Origin of the sequence: Gordonia sp. HS-NH1, from assembly GCF_001418765.1 — a bacterium.
Lineage (GTDB): Bacteria > Actinomycetota > Actinomycetes > Mycobacteriales > Mycobacteriaceae > Gordonia.
Window position 1 is genome coordinate 35123 of record NZ_LIYC01000027.1, and the last position, 22591, is coordinate 57713.

Here is a 22591-nt window from a genome sequence, read left to right on the forward strand (position 1 = left end):
CGGTCACTCCGGTCCGAACGGCTCGGAGAGCAATGTCGTGTAGGCCCTCTCGTCGAGCCAGGTGAGGCTCTCCAGCTGCAGCGCGTCAAGGAAGACCTCGCGGCCGGTGCGCAGGCTACGGATGGCCAGGCGAAGGTCGTTGCCGTCTCGGTCGGCGCGTACCCGCACCCGGGCGAACTCGTTGCGGACTACGAGCTCGCCGTCGGCAGAGCCGATGCGCAGCCAAGAACTCGGCTCTGGTGCGCCATCAGCCCCGACGTCCCGACTGCCGTCGAGGTCAGCCGCCTGGGCCTCAGAAGAAGATGGAGATGGCACGGGGCAACACCCGGTGGTCGAGGAGCACGGTCCGTTCGGCGATCTTCCAGCTCTCACCGGAGGTCACGATCCGGTCGCGACGGGAGCCGACGAAGAACTGCTCGGAGTTGGCTCGCCGGGACTGGAAGATGATGAAGTTGCACTCCGCTACCAGGTCGCCGTCCGGCCCGGGGGTGACCAGGACGTTGCTGATGAACCGGCGCGTCCGCGACCGCGGCTGCTCCGCGTGGGCAAGGCCACCGGCCAAGCGCTCCATCCGCTTGGCGAGGAAACGGGCGTCCTCCTCCATGAGCGACCACTCGCCGGGGACGTGGTCCCGGTGCTGCCGCACCTCACGGGTCTCCGTGATCGGCATCCAGTAATGGACATCCTCAGTGAACAGGTCGAGCCACTCGTCGTAGCGTTGCTCGTCGAGCATCTTGGCCTCGCTGTAGAGGAAGTCCTCGACGTCGCGGCGCAGATCGGTGAGGGAATTGGTCATTTCTGCTCTCCCGGGGTGGTCATGAGTTCGAGCCAGTAGCGATAGAAGTTGCGGTGGTTCTGCTCCGAATAGTGGGGCCCCAAATGGCCGGGGTATCCCTCCTCGTGGATCTCGCCCTCGTGCCCCAGGCCCATCGCGTAGTTGAAATCCCGGGTCTGGGAGACCACCCCTCGGGCGGACTCGGTGATTTGCTCGAAGTTCTCGCCATCGTCCTGGCCAAAGATCCCGGCCGCGGCGTTCTCCTGGGACATCTGGGTGCGGGCGAAGTCCTTGACCGACTGCGGCGCGTCGCGGTCGAAGAGCGCCGTCTGCCAGACCTCGATCTCACCCGGTCCCCTCGGGTGCCATTGGAAGAGCCCGAAGACGTGGAAGACGCCGAACTTGATCCATGACAGGTTCGGGAAGATATTGCCCTGACCGAGCCCGTGCATCTCCGCCTGCAGCGGGGAGACCCGGGCCTTGAGCCGCTCGTGCACGGCGTTGACGTACTCGATCGCCTCCGGCCCGAGGAGCTGAGCCATCCCGACGTCGTTCTGATAGGCCCGGCCGGGCTTGCTGATGTCGCCCATCCCGTGGCCGTGGTCGAAGTATGCGATGTAGTCGCCGAGCGTGTCGTAATCGGGGAGGAAGCCGATCTGGAAGGCCGACCCATGTGTGTAGAGCACGTGGTAGTCGTCGCCGGCGAAGTTCTCCGCCGCCAGCTTCCAGTTGGCCTTGATCCGGAACTTCATCGTGGGGCCGATCACCTCGAGCCCGCCGAGCGGCGCCTCGAAGGCCAGGTCCAGATACCAGAGCTGGTCAGCGCCGAGGTAGTCTACCAGCGGGATGGCGTCCTCGTCCCAATTGGCGAAGATGAAGCCCTTGTAGTTCTCCACCCGCGGAACGGCCTTCAGACCTAGGCGCGGCTTGTCCAGCTCGCCATGGTAGACGGTATCTGCGCGCGGTGCACCGATCAGATCGCCGTTGTTGCTGTAGGTCCAGCCGTGGTAGGGGCAGCGGAAGAACTTCGAGGACCCGGCGTCGGTGCTACACACGGCCATGCCCCGGTGGGCGCAGGAGTTGAGCATCACCCGGATCACTCCGTCCGCACCGCGAGTGGCGATCACAGGGTCCTCGCCCATGAAGTTCGTCAGGTAGTCGCCCGGCTCACTCAACTGGGACTCGTGGCCGATGAACAACCACGTCTTGGTGAATACCCGGTCCAATTCCTTGCGGTAGGTTGCCTCGTCGACGAAGACTGTTCTGCTGACGGCACCCTCGTCGGGCTTCACCAGGTCGTGCAGTCTTGCGGCGGCCACGTCAACGGGGCGTTCGCTAATGCTGGTCATGATCGGGTCCTCTCGGGGTCTGACGGGTTGCGTGAGGTGAGATGGGAGGGCGGACCCGAACGGCCCACCTGTAGGCGGATCGTCTGGGCGTCTGCGGTATCACTGAGCGCTGTCATTGCTGGTCCAACTGTTCTGGGCCCCGAGGTTTGCCATGCCCGCGGCGTACAGGGCACCCTGCGCGTCGAAGGGGAGGTGGGCCACGCCGGCCCGCTCGTATGACGGGGTCGCGGCTTCCAGCCGGCTGTAGATCTCCTCCATGTCCGGAGGCAGCTCATGGTCCTGCCAGGCGGCGTAGTCCTCGTAGCCGTGGTCGTAGTTCCACTCCGGCACGTAGTAGAGGCGCCCGGACGTCCCCGCGCTGTCCTGGGCGGCGAGGAAGAGCGAGATCGGCAGCAGGTGCTCGGGAATCGCCGGGCGCATGAAGTAGGCAATGCCCTGCTCGTTGAAGGCCCGGGCGGTGGCGTCGAACCACGACGCTCGGGTGTGCCCCGGCATGATCGCGTTAACCGCGACCCCGTCGCCGCGCACTTCCTCGGCGAGGTAGAAGGTCAGCGCCATCACGGCGGCCTTGGTGGCCTGGTAAGGCATCTCGACCGTCCACGGGCGCAGCCCGTGGTAGCCGCCGCCGGCGGCGACGGCCAGGACGCCACTGCTGACGACGTTGACGATGCTGCCCCGCTGCTGGGCCCGCATCGGCTCGATGAACCGGCGGATGGCCTTCAGCGTGCCGAACACGTTGACGCCGAACATCACCTCCCAGTCGCGGTCGGTCGTGTCAAGGGTGTTCCGGTGGCCTGTGGGCGGGAAGAGGGTTTCGGAGACCAGAGACGCGTTGTTCACTAGGACGTCGACGGTCCCGAACCTGTCGATTACAGCGTCTCGGGCGGCGTCGAGGGCGTCGTCGTCGGTGATGTCCATGTCGACGGCCATGCCGCTGCCGTCCGACTCCAGCTGCTTGCGGAAGTCGTCAGCGTCGTCCCACGTCAGGTCCGCTGCAACGACCTTGGCGCCGGCGCGCAACAGTCCCTCGCAGAGGGAACGGCCGATGCCGCGGGCTCCACCGGTGACAACGATGACTCGACCCGCCGCCTCGCCCTGCCACTCACCGAGTGCCCGCTCGACCAGCTGACGCTGCCGCGCAGTGGCCACGGTTTCTCCACCAGACTCCGACATCCAATTCTCCTCAAGTTAGGACGGCTTTCTGCATTGCAGTACACATAAAAGAGTATGACCTTCATCACAGGCTGTCTATGGGCTATTTTGGTATCGAGCTATTCACTGGTGAAACTAGGAGCCGTGCGTGGAGCTGCGTCAACTCAGGTATCTCGTTGCGGTGGCCCGCGAGGGGTCGTTCCTCCGCGCCGCCGCCACCCTCGATGTGCCGCAGCCCTCGCTGTGGCGTTCGATCAAGGCGCTGGAGGCGGAGCTGGGCATCGCCCTCTTCGAGAGGTCCGGCCGCGGAGTACAGCTCACCGGTGCCGGGAATCAATTGCTGCCCCGCGCCCATTACCTGCTGAATCGAGCGGAGTCGGTCTCCCAGTTTGCCCACGAACTCGCTCGCGGTCGAGCGGGCGTCGTCACGGTGGCCTGCGCATATCCGCACGTGTCACGGTTCCTCGCGCCCCTGATCGGCACCTTCCGGTCGGCGCATCCCGCTATCCACGTCGCCGTCCACGAGTACTCGGGCCTGCCCGCGATCGAACAGGTGCTTAACGGGGACGTCGATCTCGTGACGGGCCTCGGGCAGGCCGACCAGCGTCTTGCGGGCCACCAGCTCGGCGACGTGCGGCTGGCGGTGGTGACCTCCGACGACCACCCGTGGCGGGGCCGGAGCCACGTCTTGGTCGCTGAATTGCGTGGCCAGCCGGTGCTCACCGGGCACGCCGATAGCCTCACCCGGCGCCTGCTGGAGCCGGCGCTGCGGGCAGGGGGCTTCGGGCTCGACATCACGTCGGAGAGCGTCAACGCCACCACCATCGTTGCGCTCGCCCGGGCAGGGCTGGGCGTGGCCGTCATCGCCGACGACAACCTCAGTGCCGACGACTCGGCCAGATGGCCAGTGCTGGTCGACGAGCACACCCCGATGAGCGCCCCGCTGTGGATCTACTGGTCACGCGAAGGAGGCATCGCCCCGGCGGTACGGTCCTTCGTGCGCCACGTCCAGGGGACCGGCAACCGGCTGGACCGGGACGGCGGGCAGCCCAGTCCAGCCTGAGGCCCAGCCGACTTCGGCCTGACCACGCCGATCAGAGCAGGAGATGGTCGATCTCCTCCGCCGCAGCTACCAGCCGAGTGAGGATGTCCTGCTCGGTCGCCGAGCTCATGCGACTGAGCGGCAGCGAGGCCTTGACAGCCAACCGCGGAGAGCGGGTCGAGGCCAGTGCGACGGCGAGGGAGGCGACATCCTCCTCGCTCTCCTCCTTGCTCGACGCGAACCCCCGGGAACGGATCGTGCGCACCGCGTCGAGAAGTTCGGTCCGGGTGCCTAGCGAATGGGCTTTACCGCCTGGTGGACGCCGCCTACGAGAAACGTGCCATCGCGATCAGCTCGAACCTGCACCCGGCCGGTTTCGACGAACTCATGCCCAAGACCATCGCCACCGCGACAGTGGATCGGCTACTGCACCGCGCCCACGTCTGCCAGACCAGCGGCGACTCCGTCCGCCTCTCCGAAGCACTCGCAGGCCAGGGAGTGAAGCCCTTGTCCTGACAACCCGAAAACCCGAGATGGCCAACTTCTGGGCAGATCCCATTGAAGTGCCCCGGGTAATCGATGTCTCCATCAAACCCGGGGCACTTCAGCGGTCAGGTCGTCGGTGAGGCAGCATCGTGCGCACAGTCCTCGGCGGTGGGGTTCGTCCTGGTCTCCGCAGCGGGTGCAGGTCAGTCGGGGGTCGTCGATTCCGGCACAGTCAGTGCAGATGGGCTGGTCGTTGGCGAGGCCAGGCAGCAGTCGATCCGGGCGTTGGCAGCGGGGGCAGGTGCCGCGTCGGCGGGTGGCCTGTTGGTAGCAGCGGCGGCAGACGAAGCCCTCGGGCCAGCGCACTCCGCGATGCTGCTGCTCGTCGTTGCACCGTGTGCAGTGGTACTTCGATGTGTCAGCCATGTGTCCGCCGCCTGCCTGGGGGTCTACGCCGTCGGTCCGGGTCGGTGGATGTGTGCCCGCTTCGGTCGCAGTGGCACGTCGGTTGCGGGGGAGGCGTCGGTGGCTGTGGCGGTGCGTCTGGAGGGGGAGGTGTCGACGTGGAAGACGCAGAGGTCTTCGACGGTGCAGTCCAGGACGTGGCACAGCGCTCCGAGTAGGGCCAGGGGCAGTCGCTCAGGGGTGCGTCCCAGGAGGCGGTAGAGCTGGGAGGCGGAGAGTTCGATTCCCACGTCGTGCAATGGCGTGATCAGGTCGGACAGGGTGTGCATATCTCGGTCGGTCATGACCTGGCGTAGTCGCCACTGGTAGGCGATCCGGTGTTTCATTGCTGGTCGGTCCTTTCGGGCAGGCGTTTGGCCGCGGCGCGAAGTGCGGCGGCCACGACACGGCTGCGGTAGTCGGGGGAGACGAAGGTGTAGAGCGAGGTGGTTGAGGCGTACTTGTGTCCGACTTGTTCCTGGATGAAGCGGGTGTCGTATCCGGACTCGACCAGCAGCGTGACGTAGCTGCGGCGCAGGGAGTGAAAATCCAGTCCGGGATCGGTCAGGCCGGCGGTGTCGCAGAGGTCGGCGAAGCTATGGGACAACGCGCCGTTCGAGATGCGCTCGGATCGCTCGGTCGGGAACAATGCGGTCCCGACCGGGTGGTCAAAGGTGGTGCGGCCCTGGTCGATCCATCGTTTGAGGCAGTCGATCGCCCAGGCGGTCTCCGGGACCGTCAGGACGCCACGCCGCTTGGCCGCAGATCCCTTGCCGGGTTTGCCGTGGCGGACGTAGCAGAACCCGAACTGGCCGAACTGTGGTGCTCGAGGGTTCGGTCCGAAGTCTGTCAGATCCAGCATGCGGACTTCGTTGCGACGCAGGCCCCACGCGTAGGCGACCTTGATGATCGTCGCGGTCCGCAGGGCCACCATCGCGCCCTTCGAGCCAGCCTCGAAACGGTGGTTGACCTGATCGTCCGCGAAATCGCAAAGGTCCTGCAGTTCATCGGTGGTGTAGGCCCGTTTGAGTGGATTGTCGGGGCCCTCGTAGGTGTGGCGGGCCGAGTTGGCCTCGGTGATGATCTGTATCGGATGCGTGTCGAATCGGTCCTGGCATTGCTGGGTCCACTCGTAGGCCGGATCGAGCAGGTAGTCCATGAAATGCCGCAGTGCACCCTGGTAGCTCAGCACCGTGCCCAGGGCCAGGCCGTGGACCCCGCGCAGTTCGGTGAACCAGTCATCGACCATCGGGGCGTCCAGTGCCAGGGGCCGGCGACACCGCAGAAGTCCTGGAACCGCCGGATCGTGGCGACCTGGGCCGCGATCGTGCCAACGGACAGGTTCCGGGCCATCTGCTGGTGCGACCACCCGGTGACCATCGCCTCGAACACCGCGGCTTCCGGCCGCAGGACAGCGATGCCGTCGGCCAATTGCAGCCGCGCCGACCCCGGCGGAGGATCCTGATCTGCCATCTCGCACCACCCAAACATGGTTCGCGATATATGCGAAAGTATCGCACTTTGCGCGAATCAACACAAGAGGTCGCAGGTAGCGGCATTGCCAGTCAGTCCGCGGAGGTTGGGCCACTGCACTCAGAGGCGGCCCCGGGAAGCGGTCCGTCACGTGACGACGTGCAGGTCAGTCGGGGTGCCGGACAGGGCGGGCGAGAGAATGTCCGGGAGGTGTCGAGTTCGCAGAACTTACAACTCAGCACCCGCTACTTGTCATAACGTCTGGTTACCGGTGCTCGATGTGGGTGGCAAGGCGACACGAGTTTTCGGACACTGCTGCCCTGCGGAAACGACTGGTTCTGTGAGTGTCGCGAAATCGATCGCTAGCTAGCGGACGCGCTCGGACGGGGGTTTGACTACCTTGAGCCACCGTCGTGAGGTGGGGTCGTCACGTCCCACGCTGACTTGCGGATACGAGATGAAGGTCGCTTCGTCGATGTAGGGCGGGACCGTGGCTCTTTCTGGTGACGTCCTGCCGTGTGTCAGTTGAAGCCTCCGGACGGTGTCGTGGCCTGCTCTCTTTGCCACATGACGATGGTCAGTTCGGCGTAGAGGACGGTGTGGTCGTCCTGATCGGTCAGCCGCATCTCCATCTTCACTCGCCCGCGTGTTCCGTCGAGAGTGACCTCGGCAATCCGGACGGTTCCGGTGAGAACGTTCCCGGGTCGGACGGGCACCGGGAACCGGACCCGGTCGAATCCGAGCCCGGCGATCACTGCCCATTGGTTGAGCACTGTTTGTGTGAGCAGCCGTTGAGCGATGGCGATGGTGTGTACCCCGCTGGCGATGAGTCCGCGGAAGTGTCCCTGATCGGCCGCTTCCTCATCGATGTGAAACCACTGTGCGTCCCAGCGTGTGGCGAAATCCACCAGTTCGGCCTTGGAGACGGTGTGATCGCCCAGTTCGAGGATCTGGCCCGGGGTGAAGTCTTCGGCGTAGACGGACGGACTTGGGGGAGTGGCGTTCACAGCGACCTGGCTACGAGCAGCTTCATGATCTCGTTGGTGCCGCCGTAGATCCGCTGCACGCGGGAGGCGGTGTACATCTGGGCGATGGGGTACTCCATCATGTAGCCGTAGCCACCGAACAGCTGTAGGCACTTGTCCACCACGCGGCACTGCATGTCGGTGGCCCACAGCTTGATCATCGAGGCGCCGGCGGCGTCGAGGGTGCCGTCGATCTGGCGGCGGATGCCGTCGTCGATCAGCGCCTTGCCGGCGTAGACGTCGGCCTTGCACTCGGCTAGTACGAACTGGGTGTTCTGGAAGTCCAGGAGTTTCTTGCCGAACGCATCGCGCTCTTTGACGTACCGGATGGTCTCGATCACCGCGGCCTCGGCCACTGCCACGCCGGCGACTCCGATGATGAGTCGCTCCCGCGGCAACTGGGTCATGAGTTCGGCGAAGCCGGAGCCCTCCTCGCCAAGGATGTTCTCCACCGGTACCCGCATGTCGTCAAAGAAGAGTTCGCGGGTGTCCCATCCGTGCATGCCGATCTTCTCGAGGACGGCGCCGCGGGAGAAGCCCGCGACGTTATTGTCGACCTCGGCGACTAGTAGGGAGATGCCCTTGCCGCCGGCCGCTGGATCGGTCTTGGCCACGATGACAACCAAGTCGCAGTGGGTGCCGTTGGAGATGAAGGTCTTGGCGCCGTTGACCACGTAGTGGTCGCCGTCGCGGATCGCTGTGGTCTTGACGTTCTGCAGGTCTGAGCCGGTACCAGGCTCGGTCATGGCGACGGCCACCACTTTCTCGCCGGAGGCGAGCCCGGGTAGCCAGCGGCGCTTTTGCTCCTCGGTCCCGTAGGCGTTGATGTAGTGGCTGACGATCGTGGAGTGCACGGTGAAGCCGAACGCGCTGTCGTGCGCGTACGCCAGTTCCTGGGCCACTACAGCCTCGTGGCCGAAGTCGCCTCCCCCGCCGCCGTCCTTTTCGGCGATGTCGGTGAGCAGTAGGCCTGCCGCTCCGGCTCTGTTCCAGAGTTCGCGGTCGACGTGGCCCTGCCGGGCCCAGTCCGCCTGGCGGGGGGTGACTTCTCTGGCGAAGAAGGCGCGGGCGTGGTCCCGTAGCAACTCGTGGGACTCGGTTTGCCAGGTGGGGCGGTGGTCGGGGAACAGGGTGGTGGTCATGATCTTGTCCTTGTCGGGCCGGGTCAGCGGCCGGTGAAGTTCGGCGAACGCTTGGCCACGAAGGCGGCCTGGCCCTCGTGGCTGTCGTCTGAGGCGAGTGAATAGACGAAGTTGCGCTTTTCGTGCTCGAGCCCTGCGGCTATCGACCCGGTCTGCGCGGCCAGGGCGGCGTCTTTGGCCAGGGCCACGGCCAGCGGGGAATTAGCCGAGATCCGCTGCGCCAGGGCGATCGCCTGTTCGACGACCTCGTCGTCGTCGACCACCTTTCCCACCAGGCCGAGGGTGGCGGCCTCGGTCCCGGTGACCAGGTCGCCGCTGAGCAGCAGTGCCATGGCGCGAGGTTTGCCGAGCGCCCGGATGAGTCGTTGGGTGCCGCCGCCGCCGGGGATGACGCCGAGCTTGACCTCGGGTAATCCAAGGCGGGCACCCTGGCCGACGATGCTGGTGTCGCAGGCCAGGACGAGTTCGAGCCCGCCCCCCAGGGCCAGGCCCTCGACGGCTGCGATCACCGGTTTGGGGAAGTTCTCCAGGTCGGCCCATAGAGTCCCCCCGGAGGCCCGCCGCTGCCCGATCAACGGATCGGCCCGCAGGGCGTCGAACGCGGTGATGTCTGCTCCAGCGCAGAACACGCCGCTCGCGCCGGCCAAAACTATGGCGCGCACGGAGTCATCGGTCCGCAGCTCGGCTAGGTGCCCGTTCAAGGCTGCGAACACCGCGGCGTTCAGTGCATTCCGGGCCTCGGGTCGGTTGATGCGCAGGATCGCGACCGCTCCGCGTCGTTCGCTGCGCACCACATCATCGTGTCCGCTCCGGTTGTTCATTCCTCGGCTCCCCGGTAGAGATCGGCGTGGTCGGTGCGTAGCGTCTTTTTGTCCAACTTGCCGACGCTGGTGCGCGGCAGCGCGTCGGCGAAGATGACGATGTCGGGCAGTTGCCACTTGGCGAACTTGTCTTCCAACACGGCGTGGATGTCGTCGACGTCAAGATCGGCACCGTCTTCTTGGACGACGATCGCAACCGGGCGCTCTTGCCACTTGGGATGCTCGATCCCCACCACGGCGGCTTCGCGGACCTGTGGGTGGGCGACGATCGCGTTTTCCATGTCGATCGAGGAGATCCATTCGCCGCCGCTTTTGACCACGTCCTTGATGCGGTCGGTCAGCTTGAGGTAGCCGTCGGGGCGGATCGTGCCGGCATCGCCGCTGCGCCACCACCCATCGGCGAACGCGCCGCCTTTGTCTTCCATCTTGTGGTAGCGCTCGATGATCCACGGGCCGCGCATGAGCACCTCGCCCTGGGAGACACCGTCGTGGGGTAGTTCGGTTCCGTCCGGTCCGACGACCTTGATGTCGATCCCGTTGACCAGCAGACCCTGGGCCCGCTTGAGATCCCACTTCTCCTTCTCACTGAGCACGTCCCGCAGCGTGTGCTTCAGGCCTGCGTTGACGGTGACCAGCGGAGTGGTCTCCGTGGCGCCGTAGGCGTGGATGATGTCGGCGCCGGTGAGGTCATGGAAGCCGCGCATGAGCGTCAACGACGGTTCGGTCGCCCCGGACAGCAGACGGGCGCGGCTGAAGTCCGGGCGCGTCTTGAGTGTGCGGATGTAGTCGAGCATCGGCTCGAAGATCGCGGGGGCACCGTTGGCTACGGTGACGGACTCGGAGATCATCGCGTCAACCAGCACAGAGGTGTCCTCGGCCGTATACCGTCCGGGCAGCACGACCTTGGCGGCCGAGTAGATGGCCGACTGCGGCAGTCCCCAGCCCTGGCCGTGGAACATCGGGGTGATGACCATGACGGTGTCGTCGTCGCCCATCTTCAACTGCGCTGCCTCGGCAAGAGTGTGGAGGTAGATCCCGCGATGGGAGTAGTACACGCCCTTGGGGCGGCCGGTGGTGCCGGTGGTGTAGCACGCGCTGTACGCCGAGGTTTCGTCGATCATCGGCCAGTCGAAGGTCGATTCCGCGGCCGTCAGCGCGTCTTCCCAGTGGACGACCCCGGGCAGGGTGGTGGAGATCTCCGAGAGTGGCTTGTCCGTCATGACCACCCAGGTCTTCACCCCGACGCCCTGCTCGACCAGCGCCTCGGCCACGGGCAGCAGGGACTCGTCGACCAGCACGATCGAGGCTTCGGCGTGGTCGGTGACATAGGCCAGGTCCACCGGGGCGAGCCGCAGGTTCATCTGCAGCATCACCGATGCGATACCGGGAATCGCCCAGTACAGCTCCATATGGCGTTTGGAGTTCCAATCCAGGATTCCCACCACCGTTCCGGGGCCGGCCCCCAGCCCGGTGAGCGCGTGGGCTGACTTCCCGACCCGCTCGAACATGTCTGCGTAGGTGTAGCGGTCCCAGCCCCCGTCGATGGTGCGGAATACGATCTCCTGCTCGGGGTAGGTCCGGGCGGAGTGCCGCAGCAGGGTGGTGGTGTTGAGCTGGTAACTGTCACCGTGTGTCGACGGCAGACCGGTGACGATGGGGTGGGACGTCATGTTGGTGCTCCTGAAGTGGGGTTGGGACGGTGGCTGGGACGGAGGGGGCTCGTCAGAGGCGTTCGATGATGGTGGTGTTAGCGGTGCCGTGGGCTTCGCAGATGGTCTGTAGCCCGTATCGGCTGCCGGTGCGTTCGAGCTCGGTCAGCAGGTCCGTCATCATGCGGGCGCCGGTGGATCCGAGGGGATGGCCCACGGCCACCGAGCCGCCGTTGACGTTGAGTTTGTCGTCGGGGACGCCGAACTCTTTTTGGAACATCAGCGGTACTCCCGCGAACGCTTCGTTGACCTCGAACAGGTCGATATCGTCCACCGTGAGCCCCGACCGGACCAGGGCCTTGCGGGTGGACTCGAGGATCGCGGTGAACTGGATGATCGGATCGGCCGCGGCGACCGCGTGGACCACGAAGCGGGCGCGGGGGGTGAGCCCGTGGGCCTCGGCGAACTCACGGTCGGCGATGAGTAGTGCGGCGGCACCGTCGCTGAGCTGGGAGGAGTTGGCTGCGGTGGTCTTGCCGTCCTCGGCGAACACCGCCCGCAGGGACGCCATCTTCTCCGGGTCGAGCTCGGCCCGGATCCCCTCATCCGCGGTCACGGGCTCGCTGGAGTCATCGAGCGGGTCGCGGCGCAACGGAACCAGCTGGGTCTCGAAGCGGCCGTCGCGGGTGGCAGCCAGCGCCCGCTCATGGCTCCGGCGGCTGAACGCGTCGAGTTCCTCCCGGCTGAGGTCGAAGCGGGTGTTCATCAGCTCACTGGACGGGCCCTGCACCAGCAGTCCGCCGTCGTAGCGGGCCAGCTCCCGGGGGGAGTACTGCGGGCCGAGCGGGGCGCCGGGTTGTAGTGAGGATGGCAGCGCCACCTGTGACATCGACTCCACGCCGCATGCGATGGCGAGGTCGTAGGACCCCGCCTCCACACCGTGGGCGGCAAATGCGACAGCTTGCTGCCCCGAGCCGCACTGTCGGTCCACGGTCACGGCCGGCACCGAATCGGGCAGGCCGGAGGAGAGTACAGCATGGCGGGCGATGTTGGAGCTCTGCTGGTCGTGCGTCATCACACAGCCAGCGATCACGTCGTCGATTTTCTCCGGCGCCACATCACTGCGGCGAACCAGTTCACTGAGGGTGGCCCCCAGCAGATCGGCGGGATGCCAGGCGGCCAGCGCCCCGCCGCGCTTGCCGACCGGGGTCCGGACGGCATCGACGATCACCGCCTCGCGGGTGGCTCGGGAACTACGGGGCTGGGGGGAGTCGGTCATGACTGGGTCCTTCCTCAAGGTGGTCAGGCGGTAGTCGCCGTGAGCGCGTGAGTGGTCTGCGCTGTGGCCGGGTGGGCATCGCGAACGGCGCTGAGCGGGATGTCGTGGCGCGCGGCCAGATCCTCCCAGTGGGCCGTGGTGCGCGCGGCGAAGGCGCGGGTGTAGGCGGCGGATGTGCCGTCGCAATCGAGTACCTCTCTGGTGCGGGCCTCGAAGTGCGGCTCGAGTGCCCCCAGGGCGATATGGCCGTCGGCGGTGGCATAGATGTTGTAGGAGGGCAGAGCCCCGCCCAGTGGTGCTCCATTGCCAAACAGGCCGTGCCGGAGGGCAGCCGCGGAGTCGTACGCGGCCGCGTCGAGAGTGATGCGTTGATGTCCACCGGAGTCGTGCTGTCCCCGCGCCAGCAGCAGTGCCAGGGCGGCCGAGATGGCCCGCTCCCCACCGACGGTGTCGGCGACCGGGACCAGCGGCAGGTGCGGCGGCCGGATGGTGCCGTATCTCGCCTGATAGGTCAGGTCGTGGCCCGCGACCTCCTCGTCGGCGCCGTCGTAGCCCACGATCTCCACATGGCACAACCGCGGGTAGCGGTCGCTGAGATCGCCGAGGCCGAGTCGGCAGAACGCTGACGGGCGCATGGCGGTCACCAACACGTCCGCCGTATCGAGCAGCCTGGTCAGCTCCTCCAGGCCGCTACGACTCTTGAGGTCGGCCCGACGAACCTCCACCCCCTGTGTCAGTTCTGCGTACCAGGAGGGCGCGGCCACGGCCAAGGCGTCACCCACCGGCGGCTCCACTTTGATCACCGCTGCGCCGAGGTCACGAAGGCCTGCCACGGCCAGCGGACCGGGCAGGTTGGTAGCCAAAGAGACGACCTGTATGCCGGCCAGGGGTCGGAGCGATCGAAGACTCATTCCAGCGACTATACAAGTAGTCAGTAAACTTAGCCACTGTATAGCTTTAGCGATTGGCGCGTCCCCGTAGACTCGTTTGTCGACCGAAGGGAGACCGCGTGGACCGCCCCGCCCAGCACTCCGGCGACCAAGATCTCACCGCCAAAGCGCGAATCCGCAACGCCGCTCTCGAGCTTTACGCGGCCAACGGCGAGGACCGCACACCGATGCGGGCGGTCGCGGCCGCCGCCGGGGTGACTGTCGGGCTGGTGGTCCATCACTACGGGTCCAAAGACGGCCTCCGCGAGGCCGTGGAGCAGATCGTCGTGGAGCGTTTTGCGTCGGCCCTTGCTTCGGCGCCGACCGACGGGGCCGGCGAAGAAATCGCTCGCGTCCGGAATGAATCCGTCGCGGAAATGCTGTTCAGAAACCCGGAGGTGGTCAACTACCTCCGCCGGGCGCTACTCGAACCCGGCGGCCAGCGGGGGCAACTGCTGGAGCGGCTCACCGAACTCACCCACCGGGAGGTCGTTGCGATGCGCGAGACCGGCGCGGCCTCGCGAGGTCGCGCCGACTCCGTCCAGGTGGTCGACGTGATCATCAACCAGATGGGCCGACTGTTCCTGCAGCCGCTGGTGGATGCCGTCTGGACCCACCTCGGGACCTTCACCCACACCGAGGGGCACAGCAAGCCCGAACTCGGCGTGAGCGTGTCCGGGGGAGGAGCTGTCGATCGTTCCCACGGGTCAGCCACCTGACCCGAGTTTCACTTTCACTGAACATCTGTACAAGCATCACGCTGGCGGTTACTGTTCCTGCTGTGTCCGGGGTCACATACCCGATCCCGGAGTCATCGACACCTCAGGAGTCACCATGGCCACTCTCGGAGGCGCCCTCGCGCTCAATGCCCGCCGGCACCCGGACAAGACCGCACTGATCTTCGGCGAGAGCACCTACTCGTACGAGCAGCTCGCGGCCCGGATCAATCAGTATGCGCACGCGTTGGCGTCGCTCGGAGTCGGCAAGGGCGACAGGGTGGCACTGCTGAGTCCGAACTCCGACGCGTACATCCTGGGCCTGTACGGAGCGTTCCGACTGGGGGCCGTCGCCGTGCCTCTCAACCCTCGCGTGCCGGCCCGCGAACTTCGCTACCTGCTCGAGGACTCCGGTGCGACGGTGCTGCTGTACTCCGAGGGGCTCGCGGTGGTGGTGGCCGGCCTCGACGAACTCGATCCGCTGCCGTCCGCGCCGCAAAGTCTGGTGCTGGACGAGCCCGCCGCGCAGGGCATCGCGCGGCTCGCAGACACCATGCCGACCACCGCGCCGGAAGTGGAGGTCATCGAGGACGACGACTGCATTATCCTCTACACCTCGGGCACGACCGGGCGTCCCAAGGGAGCGTTGTTCGACCATCACCGCATGCTGTGGGTGGGGAACTCGGTTTCCGCACTCGGTATGAATATCTTCGACCGGAATCTGCACGTCGCGCCGATGTACCACTGCGCGGAGCTGGTCCTGTTCGTTATGTCAGGGTTCAGCCTGGGCACCACTCACGTGGTGCTGCCAGCGTTCGAGCCCAAGGCGGTCCTGGATGCGCTGGAGAAGCACCGCATCACCGTGTTCCTGGGCGTGCCCACCATGTACCAGATACTGCTGCAGCACCCCGAGCTCGGCACGCGCGATCTGTCCGCGTGGCGGCTGGGCTTCTTCGGCGCCGCACCAATGCCGCCGAGCGCGGCGACCAGCTTGCTCGCCACCCTGCCGCACGTGCAGTTCTTCCAGCTGTGCGGCCAAACCGAAGGCGGCCCGACCGGCATCTTCCTCACTCCGGACGAAGTACGCGCCCGCCCAGATGCCACCGGACGGGCGTCCATCACTAACGCCGAGACGCGGATCGTCGACGACGAGGGCAACGACACCGCGGTCGGCGAGCCCGGGGAGATCATTTACCGAGGCGAGACCATCATGAAGGGCTACTGGAACAAGCCCGAGGCCACCGCCGATGCGCTCCGCGACGGCTGGCTGCACAGCGGCGACGTGGCGGTCCGGGACGCCGACGGGTTTATCACGATCGTTGATCGGATGAAGGACATGATCATCACGGGCGGGCGCAACGTGTACTCGGTGGAGGTCGAACAGGCCCTCGCCGGCCACCCGGACGTGGCCGATGTGGCGGTCGTCGGGCGGCCGGACGAGATGCTCGGGGAGAGCCTCATCGCCGTCGTCACCCCGGTCGAGGGCCGCGAGGTCACCTTGGAGTCGCTCCGCGAGTACGGATCCCAGTTCATTGCGGGTTACAAGCTTCCGCGCGAGCTCATCACCCGGCCCATTCCCCGTAACCCCTCGGGGAAGATTCTCAAGCACGTGCTGCGTGATGCAATCACGGAAGGCACAGTCGCCACCAGCTAACAATCGGATAGCTCGTTAGGCTCCTCTACCAAGCCACCTGCCATTTGGCCCGCTCTGGGAGAGGTCGAGTTCGCGGGATACTCGGCATCGCCTACTTTACATAACGTAGATTATCGGCGAATCTTGATGCGAATCAACGTGTTTCGTCACCAGTCGGGCGGCCTCGGCCAGACCGCGATTCAATCTCAAAGCCGGATGCTCGCGAGCACCCCGTGGTGGTCGGAGCCCGGCAGATCGATCCGCCGGAACGATGTCGGTGTCGGGCCGTTGCGGGTGAGTACCCGATCGAGCGCGAGCAGGGGCGGGTAGGGTCGGCCGGCGGGGTAGGTCGCGACGACGCCGGATCCGAGATGCTCGGCGGCGTCGGTCAGCTGGGGTGAATCCGGCGGTCCGGAGAGCAGCTGCCGGAAGGAGCGGTGATCGTAGGTCGAGTTGGCATCGGCGCCGATGATCAGCGGATCTGTGTCGGCGGACAGGATCGAGCGTAGCTCGCGGAGCTCGGCATTCCAGCGCCACGATGGTTCCGGATAGGGCGGCAACGGATGCAGTGCATAGACCGAGATGGGCGAGCGGTTTGGTAGCGTAAGTCGCGCATGAAGATTCGACAGTTCGAATCCGCGCAGGAGTTGCCCGTCAGTCAGCGGGGACCGAGCATAGATGCCGGCTCCACCTCCACCCTCGCGGGGACGGAGAAACGCGAACGGCAAGGCGTGGCGCAACCCGGCGCGATCGAGGGCCCCCACCGACTCGGGCGTCAGCTCGACCACCGTCATGACGTCGACTCGCGAGCTGCGTACCCGCGACACCATCTCATCCGGATCGGCCTGCCCGCGAAAGATGTTTGCCTGCATAACGGTCAAGTCCGAGTCCGAGACCAGTTCGTCCACTCCCCAATACAGCGGGGCCTGCGCCGTGACGCCCACGGCAACGACGAGCACAGCTGCCACCGCGGAGATCCAGGCGCGCGCGACGAGCAACAGCACCAGGCCGAGGACACCGACGCCGATTAACACCGGCGTGAACGCCGCCACCCGGGACGCGGTATTGCTGACCAGGCCAGAGTAGTGAGCAGCAATCCCGACGACAGCGGCGAGGACCGCACCCCAGCCGAGTGCTCGTAGGAGTCCACGCATGCGGTCGATCATGCCACGATCGCCGTCAGGCTCAGAACGCTGATAGAGGCGCAGGATGACGATTCTGACGCCCACTCGGAGAAACTAACCACGGTAGTAGTAATCTGTCCGTGGCCCGTTCGATATCGAACTGTTTCATCCGGAACGACGCTTGAACTGAGGGACCTTCATTGGCACGGCATCGCAAATCTGACCCCAGCCCACCTCCTGCTGGTATACCTGCGTCCCGCCGCCCTGCGTCGGCGGCTTTCGACCGCGGGCCTTCGGTGCCACGGCATTCGGGTATCGCGCGGGCGTCGGGGCGACATCGGATACCCCACCCCCCTGAGACTGCGGTCGGGTTCACCCGAGCAGTCCCCTCACCTGCCCCGGCCCTCACGCGCTCGCCGCAGATTTCATCGGTGAGTGCGCCCAGGACGTCTCCTCCCAACCCGCCTCGCGGCGCCCGCCCACACCCGTCCCCCTCGCATCATGCACGGCCGCACGCGGCCCGTTTCGACCATGACGCGTATGGGCCGTGGCGCACACCACGCTCGGTCGACGTCGGCAGGAACCAAAGGGTTGCAGCGCCTACCGCGCCATGGGAGCGGGCGATGTCCGTTCTCGATCACCATGACAATGAGCCAGTTCACTCTGATTTTCTCGATGTGCTCGACGAGGAGAAGACGTCGGGAACACCACTCAGGTCCGTAGCCGCAGCCGGGGTCAGTGGATCGCTCGCGGCTGCGGTGGTCCTTTGCGTCGCCGGCGGGACCGCGGCCACTGCGCTCGCCGATCGTCACAGCCCAACAGTCACCCCAGTTTTCCAGGCTGGCGTGTCCGCCGACGACCGATCCGCGGCAACGCCATCACCTGTAGCCCTCGGATCGGTGGACGATCGACAAGACACCACGCCGGCGCGGACATCGTCACTCGATGAGCTGACCGCGGCCGTGCGAGAGTTGGTGCAGCCAGATCGTCTGCGGCCTTCCGATCCCCCTGCGCCACAACGGCCGCGGTCGGCGGCACCTACCTACGGCACCGTGACCTCGAGCTACGGGGCACGCTGGAGTACCACGCACTATGGCCTTGACATCGCCAACGCGATTGGCACGCCGGTGGTGTCCGCAAGCGATGGGCAGGTCATCGAATCCGGTCCGGCCGATGGTTTCGGTTTATGGGTACGCGTGCTGCAAGACGACGGCACGATCGGCGTGTACGGGCACATCAACGAGGCGTTGGTGAGCGTCGGACAACGAGTCCGGGCCGGCGAGCAGATCGCAACGGTAGGAAACCGCGGCTACTCCACTGGACCACACCTGCACTATGAGGTCTGGCAGCAAGACGGACCCAAACTTGATCCGGCACAGTGGCTGAGAACCCGGGGCGTCTACGTCGTCGGCTGAACCGGCGTGAACGGTGCAAAGCTGCTGGAGATTTCGTGGCAGGTGTGCGGGCGTAAGCCAAGCCGACGTTGCCAGTCTCGTGGTCTTACTGAGCTTTACCGACGGCAAGCTTCTGGCAAATGCGCCCGATCGATCGGATCGCAACGGTGTGCAAATCTATCGTGGTCACAGGCCGCGGCGGACAGTGGCAGCCGCTCTTTGCTGGTTGGTGGTCGTACCCCATGATGAGGTGCGTACGTGCCTGGGTTGTGGTTTAACTATCTGGCAGGTTCACCGAGCGGCTCTTCGCGAGTCCCCTCTTGCTCGCATGGTGGGCGTCCATCGCTTCGGCCTGGTGATTGATGCGAGTTCGTAGGGGTTTGAGGACGAGCATCGAGACTGGACTACTGAGCACTACTGCGAGCACGACGGCTCCGAAAATCGGGATTTTCACGTCAAATACGAAGGAAATCAACAGGATCAATCCGCACAGCGCAGCGGCGAGTGCTAGCCGCGCGGCGTTATACAGCAGGGCAATCGCGACGAGTGACTTGCCCGAAGGGGCGGGCGAGGGGGCGGCATGGTCAGAAGTGCTTCTGCTCATGTTCGGTAGGCCTTCCGTGTGCTGCTTGTTGAATGCGATCGGATGTATGTGTGACGTGGCACGCCCTCTCGTCGAGTGCTTCAACTGGGGGACATCGATCCCCGCAGGATGAATCTCTGCTGATGTGAGTCTCATTCGTGACGTGTGCGTCGTAGTCGGCGGTTCGCTGACGCTGGCTCGGTCATCCATCGCCGCGCTTGCTCGTTGAAGTCTTCGCCCCACCCAGCCTGATCGGTGCGGGCCAAACCGGCGATGGTGACAGCAGTGCGTCGTTGGCCATCGATCTCGGTGGGCACCAACCGCACCCAGATTCGTCGGCGCCGGACAAGCAGGGACACAAGTAGCCCAGCCAGCATCACAGTCGCGGTCAGCAGGACCCAGTTCTGTGCCGGCCCGTGCGACACCTGCATGGACACAAACCGTTCGTACCCGTCGAAGCGCACTACGGTGCCGTCGGCGATGGTGTGGGTCTCTCCTGGGCCGAGATTGACTTGGGCCCGCTGCTGGAGCCGGCCCTGCTCGATGAGTGATTGGTTCAAGGAGTATGCGTTCTGCGGACGACCGGTATCCAGTCCGGTGTCGCCCTGGTAGATCCTGATCGCTACATACGGATCATTCGGCACGGGAAACGACGAGGTGAGAAGCGTTCCTTGGAATGCCGCGGTCGGCGCGAACAGACCCTCAATCGCGATCTGTCGGCGGCGCCGTTCATCCGCGTCGGGGTAAAGCCCCGCGGGAGTATCAAAACGGGCCGCGCCTGAGGACAACATCGTCTGCAAGTTGTCGGGAATGAAAAGTACTGTCTGAGTGCGCTGCTCACCGTTCGGGAAGGTCACTGTGAATGTAGGTGCGAAGCCATTGCCTAGGACGTAGACGCGGTCACCGGCTACTCGCAGAGGCTCGTTCACTCGAATACGCGCAGCGTTCCAGGTAGTGGGGTCGGACTGTCGTACGTCGTCGGTGTAACTGACGTCGGCTTCGTACATGTCGGGCTGGCCGCTCGGCAGGAACCTCGCATCGAAGCCCTCGACACGAACACAGAATGGTGAGAGATCGGTGCCGTCGACAAGGCTGCCTGCTCGAAACGAGTCATAGACGGCCGTCGAGGTGTTACAGAGGCCTTGCGTGCCATCGGCGATGAGACTGCGGGTGCCCTCGTACCCGTAAAGTTTGTCGGCCGCGATCGCTATCAACAGGGCGAGCAGTGAGAAGTGGAACAGGAGGTTGCCCCACTCGCGGAGGTAGCCCTTCTCCGCGGAGATCTCCACGGCTTCGGTGGGTTGGGCACCCGTCGCCGGGCGCGTGGTGGTGACTCGGCGCCAGCCACGCAGATTGGTATTTATCAGGGCAGCAACCTCGTCAGGATCTCCGTGCACCGTGTCCTCGACGTGCCGCGGCAGACGAATGAGGTTGCGTGGCGCGGGGACCGGCTGAGCGCGCACTGCGCGCGCATGCTCGAGAATTCGGGGGGTGAGGCAGCCCACAAGCGATACGAACAGCAGGACGTAGATCGCGGTGAACCACGTGCTGGCGAAGACGTCGAACAGCTGCAGTCTGTCCATCCACACCCCGAGCGCGCCGCGGTCGGCAATGTACTGGGTTGTTTTCTGCTCGTTGAGCGGTCGTTGTGGCAGCATGGCGCCCGGGATCGCGGCTGCGGCCAACAGGAACAGCAGCATGAGTGCGGTTTTCATCGACGTGAGCGATCGCCACAGTCTGCGCAGGGAGCCAAGCGCCGGGTGCGCTCGGCGCGGCGTCGGCGCTTCGGTTCCCATCATCGTGGTGGGGGTAACGTCGTCGCACTCCGACAGTCCATGACTGCAGGAGCGACGTCGAAGTCGCCGGCCGAGTGCCGATCGACACCCGCCACCACGAGCGCGGTGGGTCGCCGGGACATACTCCCCCGCACCGCCACTATGGGTCTCACCTGCTCTCCCTCACCTACCCGGATTACTACGCACCGTAGTATTTATAGAACCCGGATGGCAACCACGTTGGGTCTTGCTTGCTCGATCGGAGCGGTGAGGCCTGGTGAGCCGTAAACTACTATCATTGTTAGTAAGACCTGTGGCGGCGCCTACATTCTGTGGTCGTCGGTGTGTGCTCCGGATGAAGGGCTTTGTAACTGATGGGCCGCTTTGGCACTCCGAGGACGATGCGTCGCGACCGCCGATCGACTGGCCATAGTCAGCTGCGGCAACGTCTGGGAACCCTTCGACGCCACCGTTCGGCGCAGGTCAAGGCTCGGCATGTACTGGTATTGGCGGCGCTGACGGCCGTCGTGGTGGTACTGACCTCGTGCAGCTCGGCTGGCGGTAGCTCTACCTACAGTGACCAGATTTCGGCCGTCGACAGTTTTGCGGCCATCGCACAACCCTCCATCGCTGTGGCCACCGAAGGAGGCGATCGGCTCGCTCCCGACGCGGTTGTCGAACCTGGGCTTCCTATCGTTGTGACGGCCAGTCGCGGCGCGTTGACCGACGTCGATATCCCAACATCTAGCGGGCGTGCGTTGGCGGGCTCGCTGAGCGAGGATGGCAGTACCTGGACAAGCACCCAGCCGTTGGGGTACTCGAAGCAGTACTCCGTTCGAGCTGAAGCCGTGGGTGTGGGTGGTCGAACGAGCGTCTCGCAAGGCTTCACCACAGCCTCGCCGGAGTCGCTGACCAGCGCGGCCATTCTGGGCGAGAAGACCGTCGGAATTGCGCACACGATTGGTGTTCGATTCTCGGATCCCATCCCTGACCGCCGGAAGGCGCAGGCTGCAATCACCGTGGCCTCTGATCCACAGATGCAAGGCGCGTTCTATTGGATCAGCGACTCCGAGGTCCGATGGAGGCCCGAGCGCTTCTGGATGCCGGGGACCAAGGTCAGTGTCGCCGTGAACATTTACGGAGTCGACCTCGGCGACGGGCTCTATGGCAACAGAAATCTGTCCTACGACTTCACCATTGGCCGAGCTCAGACAATCGAAGCCGACGACAACACCAAGACCATCGTCGTAAAGAGGGATGGCAAGGTCATCCGAACGATGCCGACGTCGTTCGGCAAAGACAGCACACCGACTCCACGCGGCATCTACATGATCGGTGATCGCGTCGAGCACATCGTCATGGACTCCTCCACCTACGGAGTTCCTGTCGAGTCATCGGCGGGATACCGCACACCCGTCGACTGGGCGGTGCAGATGTCTTACAGCGGCATCTACATGCACGGTGCCCCGTGGTCTCTGTCGGCGCAGGGCAACAGCAATGTCAGCAACGGCTGCCCGAATCTGAGTCCCGCGGACGCGGAATGGCTCGTGAAGAACACGATGCGCGGCGACCCCGTCACGGTGAAGAACACCAACGCCGAAACACTATCGGGAGTCGATGGACTCGGCGACTGGAACATCCCGTGGGCACAGTGGAAGAAGGGCAACGCAGACACCTAGGCATCGGGCTGGCTCGATCCAGACACTCCATCACGGTCCAGTCGACTGAGCTCGTCCGGCCTTGACCCTGGACGCCTACGGGCCGGCCCCGACCGGTCCGTGCCCGCGGGTATGCCATCCG

General features: G+C 65.3%; 20 protein-coding genes and 3 pseudogenes. 6 read left to right on the top strand and 17 right to left on the bottom strand.

Going from position 1 to position 22591, the window contains the following annotated elements; translation table 11 throughout:
• Positions 1 to 3: 3 nt before the first annotated feature.
• The 4 genes from AMD30_RS25075 to AMD30_RS17090 form a co-directional block, all read right to left on the bottom strand.
• The gene (locus tag AMD30_RS25075) at positions 4 to 315 is read right to left on the bottom strand and encodes a hypothetical protein (protein ID WP_006897068.1); all 312 of its coding nucleotides are present in this window, start codon (positions 313 to 315) and stop codon (positions 4 to 6) included.
• A complete protein-coding gene (locus tag AMD30_RS17080) occupies positions 293 to 796 on the bottom strand; it encodes an aromatic-ring-hydroxylating dioxygenase subunit beta (RefSeq protein ID WP_006897069.1) in 504 nt (167 codons plus the stop codon). The genes AMD30_RS25075 and AMD30_RS17080 overlap by 23 nt, the downstream gene beginning before the upstream one ends.
• Positions 793 to 2124, bottom strand: a complete 1332-nt coding sequence (locus AMD30_RS17085; protein WP_006897070.1) for an aromatic ring-hydroxylating dioxygenase subunit alpha — start codon at positions 2122 to 2124, stop codon at positions 793 to 795. Before AMD30_RS17085 ends, AMD30_RS17080 begins: the two co-directional genes overlap by 4 nt.
• A gap of 99 nt (positions 2125 to 2223) precedes the next feature.
• Positions 2224 to 3273 (bottom strand): SDR family NAD(P)-dependent oxidoreductase, encoded by a 1050-nt coding sequence (locus AMD30_RS17090; RefSeq protein ID WP_020674403.1) that lies wholly within the window; start codon positions 3271 to 3273, stop codon positions 2224 to 2226.
• Positions 3274 to 3424: 151 nt separating this feature from the next.
• Here AMD30_RS17090 and AMD30_RS17095 point away from each other — a divergent pair, with 151 nt between their 5' ends.
• Positions 3425 to 4339: a LysR family transcriptional regulator gene (locus tag AMD30_RS17095; protein WP_006897072.1), complete on the top strand. Its 915-nt coding sequence runs from the start codon at positions 3425 to 3427 to the stop codon at positions 4337 to 4339.
• Positions 4340 to 4370: 31 nt separating this feature from the next.
• Here the strand turns inward: AMD30_RS17095 and AMD30_RS17100 are convergent.
• Positions 4371 to 4592, bottom strand: a pseudogene (locus AMD30_RS17100) (IclR family transcriptional regulator domain-containing protein); the annotation flags it as partial.
• A 20-nt stretch (positions 4593 to 4612) separates the two neighbouring features.
• On the opposite strand from AMD30_RS17100, the pseudogene AMD30_RS24705 reads away from it, so the two are divergent.
• Positions 4613 to 4834 (top strand): annotated as a pseudogene (locus AMD30_RS24705) (ATP-binding protein); the annotation flags it as partial.
• Positions 4835 to 5361: 527 nt separating this feature from the next.
• On the opposite strand, the pseudogene AMD30_RS17110 reads toward AMD30_RS24705, so the two are convergent.
• The 9 genes and pseudogenes from AMD30_RS17110 to AMD30_RS17145 all read right to left on the bottom strand — a co-directional run.
• Positions 5362 to 5595, bottom strand: a pseudogene (locus tag AMD30_RS17110) (helix-turn-helix domain-containing protein); the annotation flags it as partial.
• Complete coding sequence (locus AMD30_RS17115; RefSeq protein ID WP_006897077.1) at positions 5592 to 6497, bottom strand: tyrosine-type recombinase/integrase; 906 nt, start codon at positions 6495 to 6497, stop codon at positions 5592 to 5594. The pseudogene AMD30_RS17110 and the gene AMD30_RS17115, both read right to left, overlap by 4 nt.
• Complete coding sequence (locus tag AMD30_RS25290; protein WP_006897078.1) at positions 6434 to 6721, bottom strand: hypothetical protein; 288 nt, start codon at positions 6719 to 6721, stop codon at positions 6434 to 6436. The genes AMD30_RS17115 and AMD30_RS25290 overlap by 64 nt, the downstream gene beginning before the upstream one ends.
• 521 nt (positions 6722 to 7242) lie before the next feature.
• The gene (locus AMD30_RS17120) at positions 7243 to 7728 is read right to left on the bottom strand and encodes a MaoC/PaaZ C-terminal domain-containing protein (RefSeq protein WP_055476448.1); all 486 of its coding nucleotides are present in this window, start codon (positions 7726 to 7728) and stop codon (positions 7243 to 7245) included.
• Complete coding sequence (locus AMD30_RS17125) at positions 7725 to 8888, bottom strand: acyl-CoA dehydrogenase family protein (RefSeq protein ID WP_008382198.1); 1164 nt, start codon at positions 8886 to 8888, stop codon at positions 7725 to 7727. Before AMD30_RS17125 ends, AMD30_RS17120 begins: the two co-directional genes overlap by 4 nt.
• A 23-nt stretch (positions 8889 to 8911) precedes the next feature.
• Complete coding sequence (locus AMD30_RS17130) at positions 8912 to 9709, bottom strand: enoyl-CoA hydratase/isomerase family protein (RefSeq protein ID WP_008382197.1); 798 nt, start codon at positions 9707 to 9709, stop codon at positions 8912 to 8914.
• Positions 9706 to 11379, bottom strand: coding sequence for a long-chain-fatty-acid--CoA ligase (locus tag AMD30_RS17135; protein ID WP_006897082.1), 1674 nt, complete (start codon positions 11377 to 11379; stop codon positions 9706 to 9708). Before AMD30_RS17135 ends, AMD30_RS17130 begins: the two co-directional genes overlap by 4 nt.
• 52 nt (positions 11380 to 11431) lie before the next feature.
• Entirely contained in the window at positions 11432 to 12637 is a 1206-nt protein-coding gene (locus tag AMD30_RS17140) for a thiolase family protein (protein WP_055476449.1), read from the bottom strand.
• Between the two features lie 23 nt (positions 12638 to 12660).
• Positions 12661 to 13548: a CoA transferase gene (locus AMD30_RS17145; RefSeq protein WP_055476450.1), complete on the bottom strand. Its 888-nt coding sequence runs from the start codon at positions 13546 to 13548 to the stop codon at positions 12661 to 12663.
• Between the two features lie 98 nt (positions 13549 to 13646).
• Here AMD30_RS17145 and AMD30_RS17150 point away from each other — a divergent pair, with 98 nt between their 5' ends.
• On the top strand, positions 13647 to 14285 hold the full coding sequence (locus AMD30_RS17150; protein WP_055476451.1) for a TetR/AcrR family transcriptional regulator: 639 nt from the start codon (positions 13647 to 13649) through the stop codon (positions 14283 to 14285).
• Positions 14286 to 14400: 115 nt separating this feature from the next.
• The gene (locus tag AMD30_RS17155) at positions 14401 to 15936 is read left to right on the top strand and encodes an acyl-CoA synthetase (protein ID WP_055476452.1); all 1536 of its coding nucleotides are present in this window, start codon (positions 14401 to 14403) and stop codon (positions 15934 to 15936) included.
• A gap of 185 nt (positions 15937 to 16121) precedes the next feature.
• On the opposite strand, the gene AMD30_RS17160 is transcribed toward AMD30_RS17155, so the two are convergent.
• Positions 16122 to 17144: an endonuclease/exonuclease/phosphatase family protein gene (locus tag AMD30_RS17160; protein ID WP_307814794.1), complete on the bottom strand. Its 1023-nt coding sequence runs from the start codon at positions 17142 to 17144 to the stop codon at positions 16122 to 16124.
• 518 nt (positions 17145 to 17662) lie between these two features.
• Here AMD30_RS17160 and AMD30_RS17165 point away from each other — a divergent pair.
• Positions 17663 to 18454 carry a M23 family metallopeptidase gene (locus tag AMD30_RS17165; protein WP_239582609.1) on the top strand — a complete coding sequence of 264 codons (792 nt, stop codon included), beginning with the start codon at positions 17663 to 17665 and terminating at the stop codon, positions 18452 to 18454.
• A gap of 253 nt (positions 18455 to 18707) precedes the next feature.
• Here AMD30_RS17165 and AMD30_RS25295 read toward each other — a convergent pair whose 3' ends face one another.
• Entirely contained in the window at positions 18708 to 19037 is a 330-nt protein-coding gene (locus AMD30_RS25295; protein WP_055476455.1) for a DUF4229 domain-containing protein, read from the bottom strand.
• 131 nt (positions 19038 to 19168) lie between these two features.
• Entirely contained in the window at positions 19169 to 20815 is a 1647-nt protein-coding gene (gene resB, locus AMD30_RS17175; RefSeq protein ID WP_055476456.1) for a cytochrome c biogenesis protein ResB, read from the bottom strand.
• 377 nt (positions 20816 to 21192) lie between these two features.
• Here resB and AMD30_RS17180 point away from each other — a divergent pair, with 377 nt between their 5' ends.
• Entirely contained in the window at positions 21193 to 22470 is a 1278-nt protein-coding gene (locus AMD30_RS17180; RefSeq protein WP_139104530.1) for a L,D-transpeptidase, read from the top strand.
• The last annotated feature ends 121 nt before the right edge of the window (positions 22471 to 22591 follow it).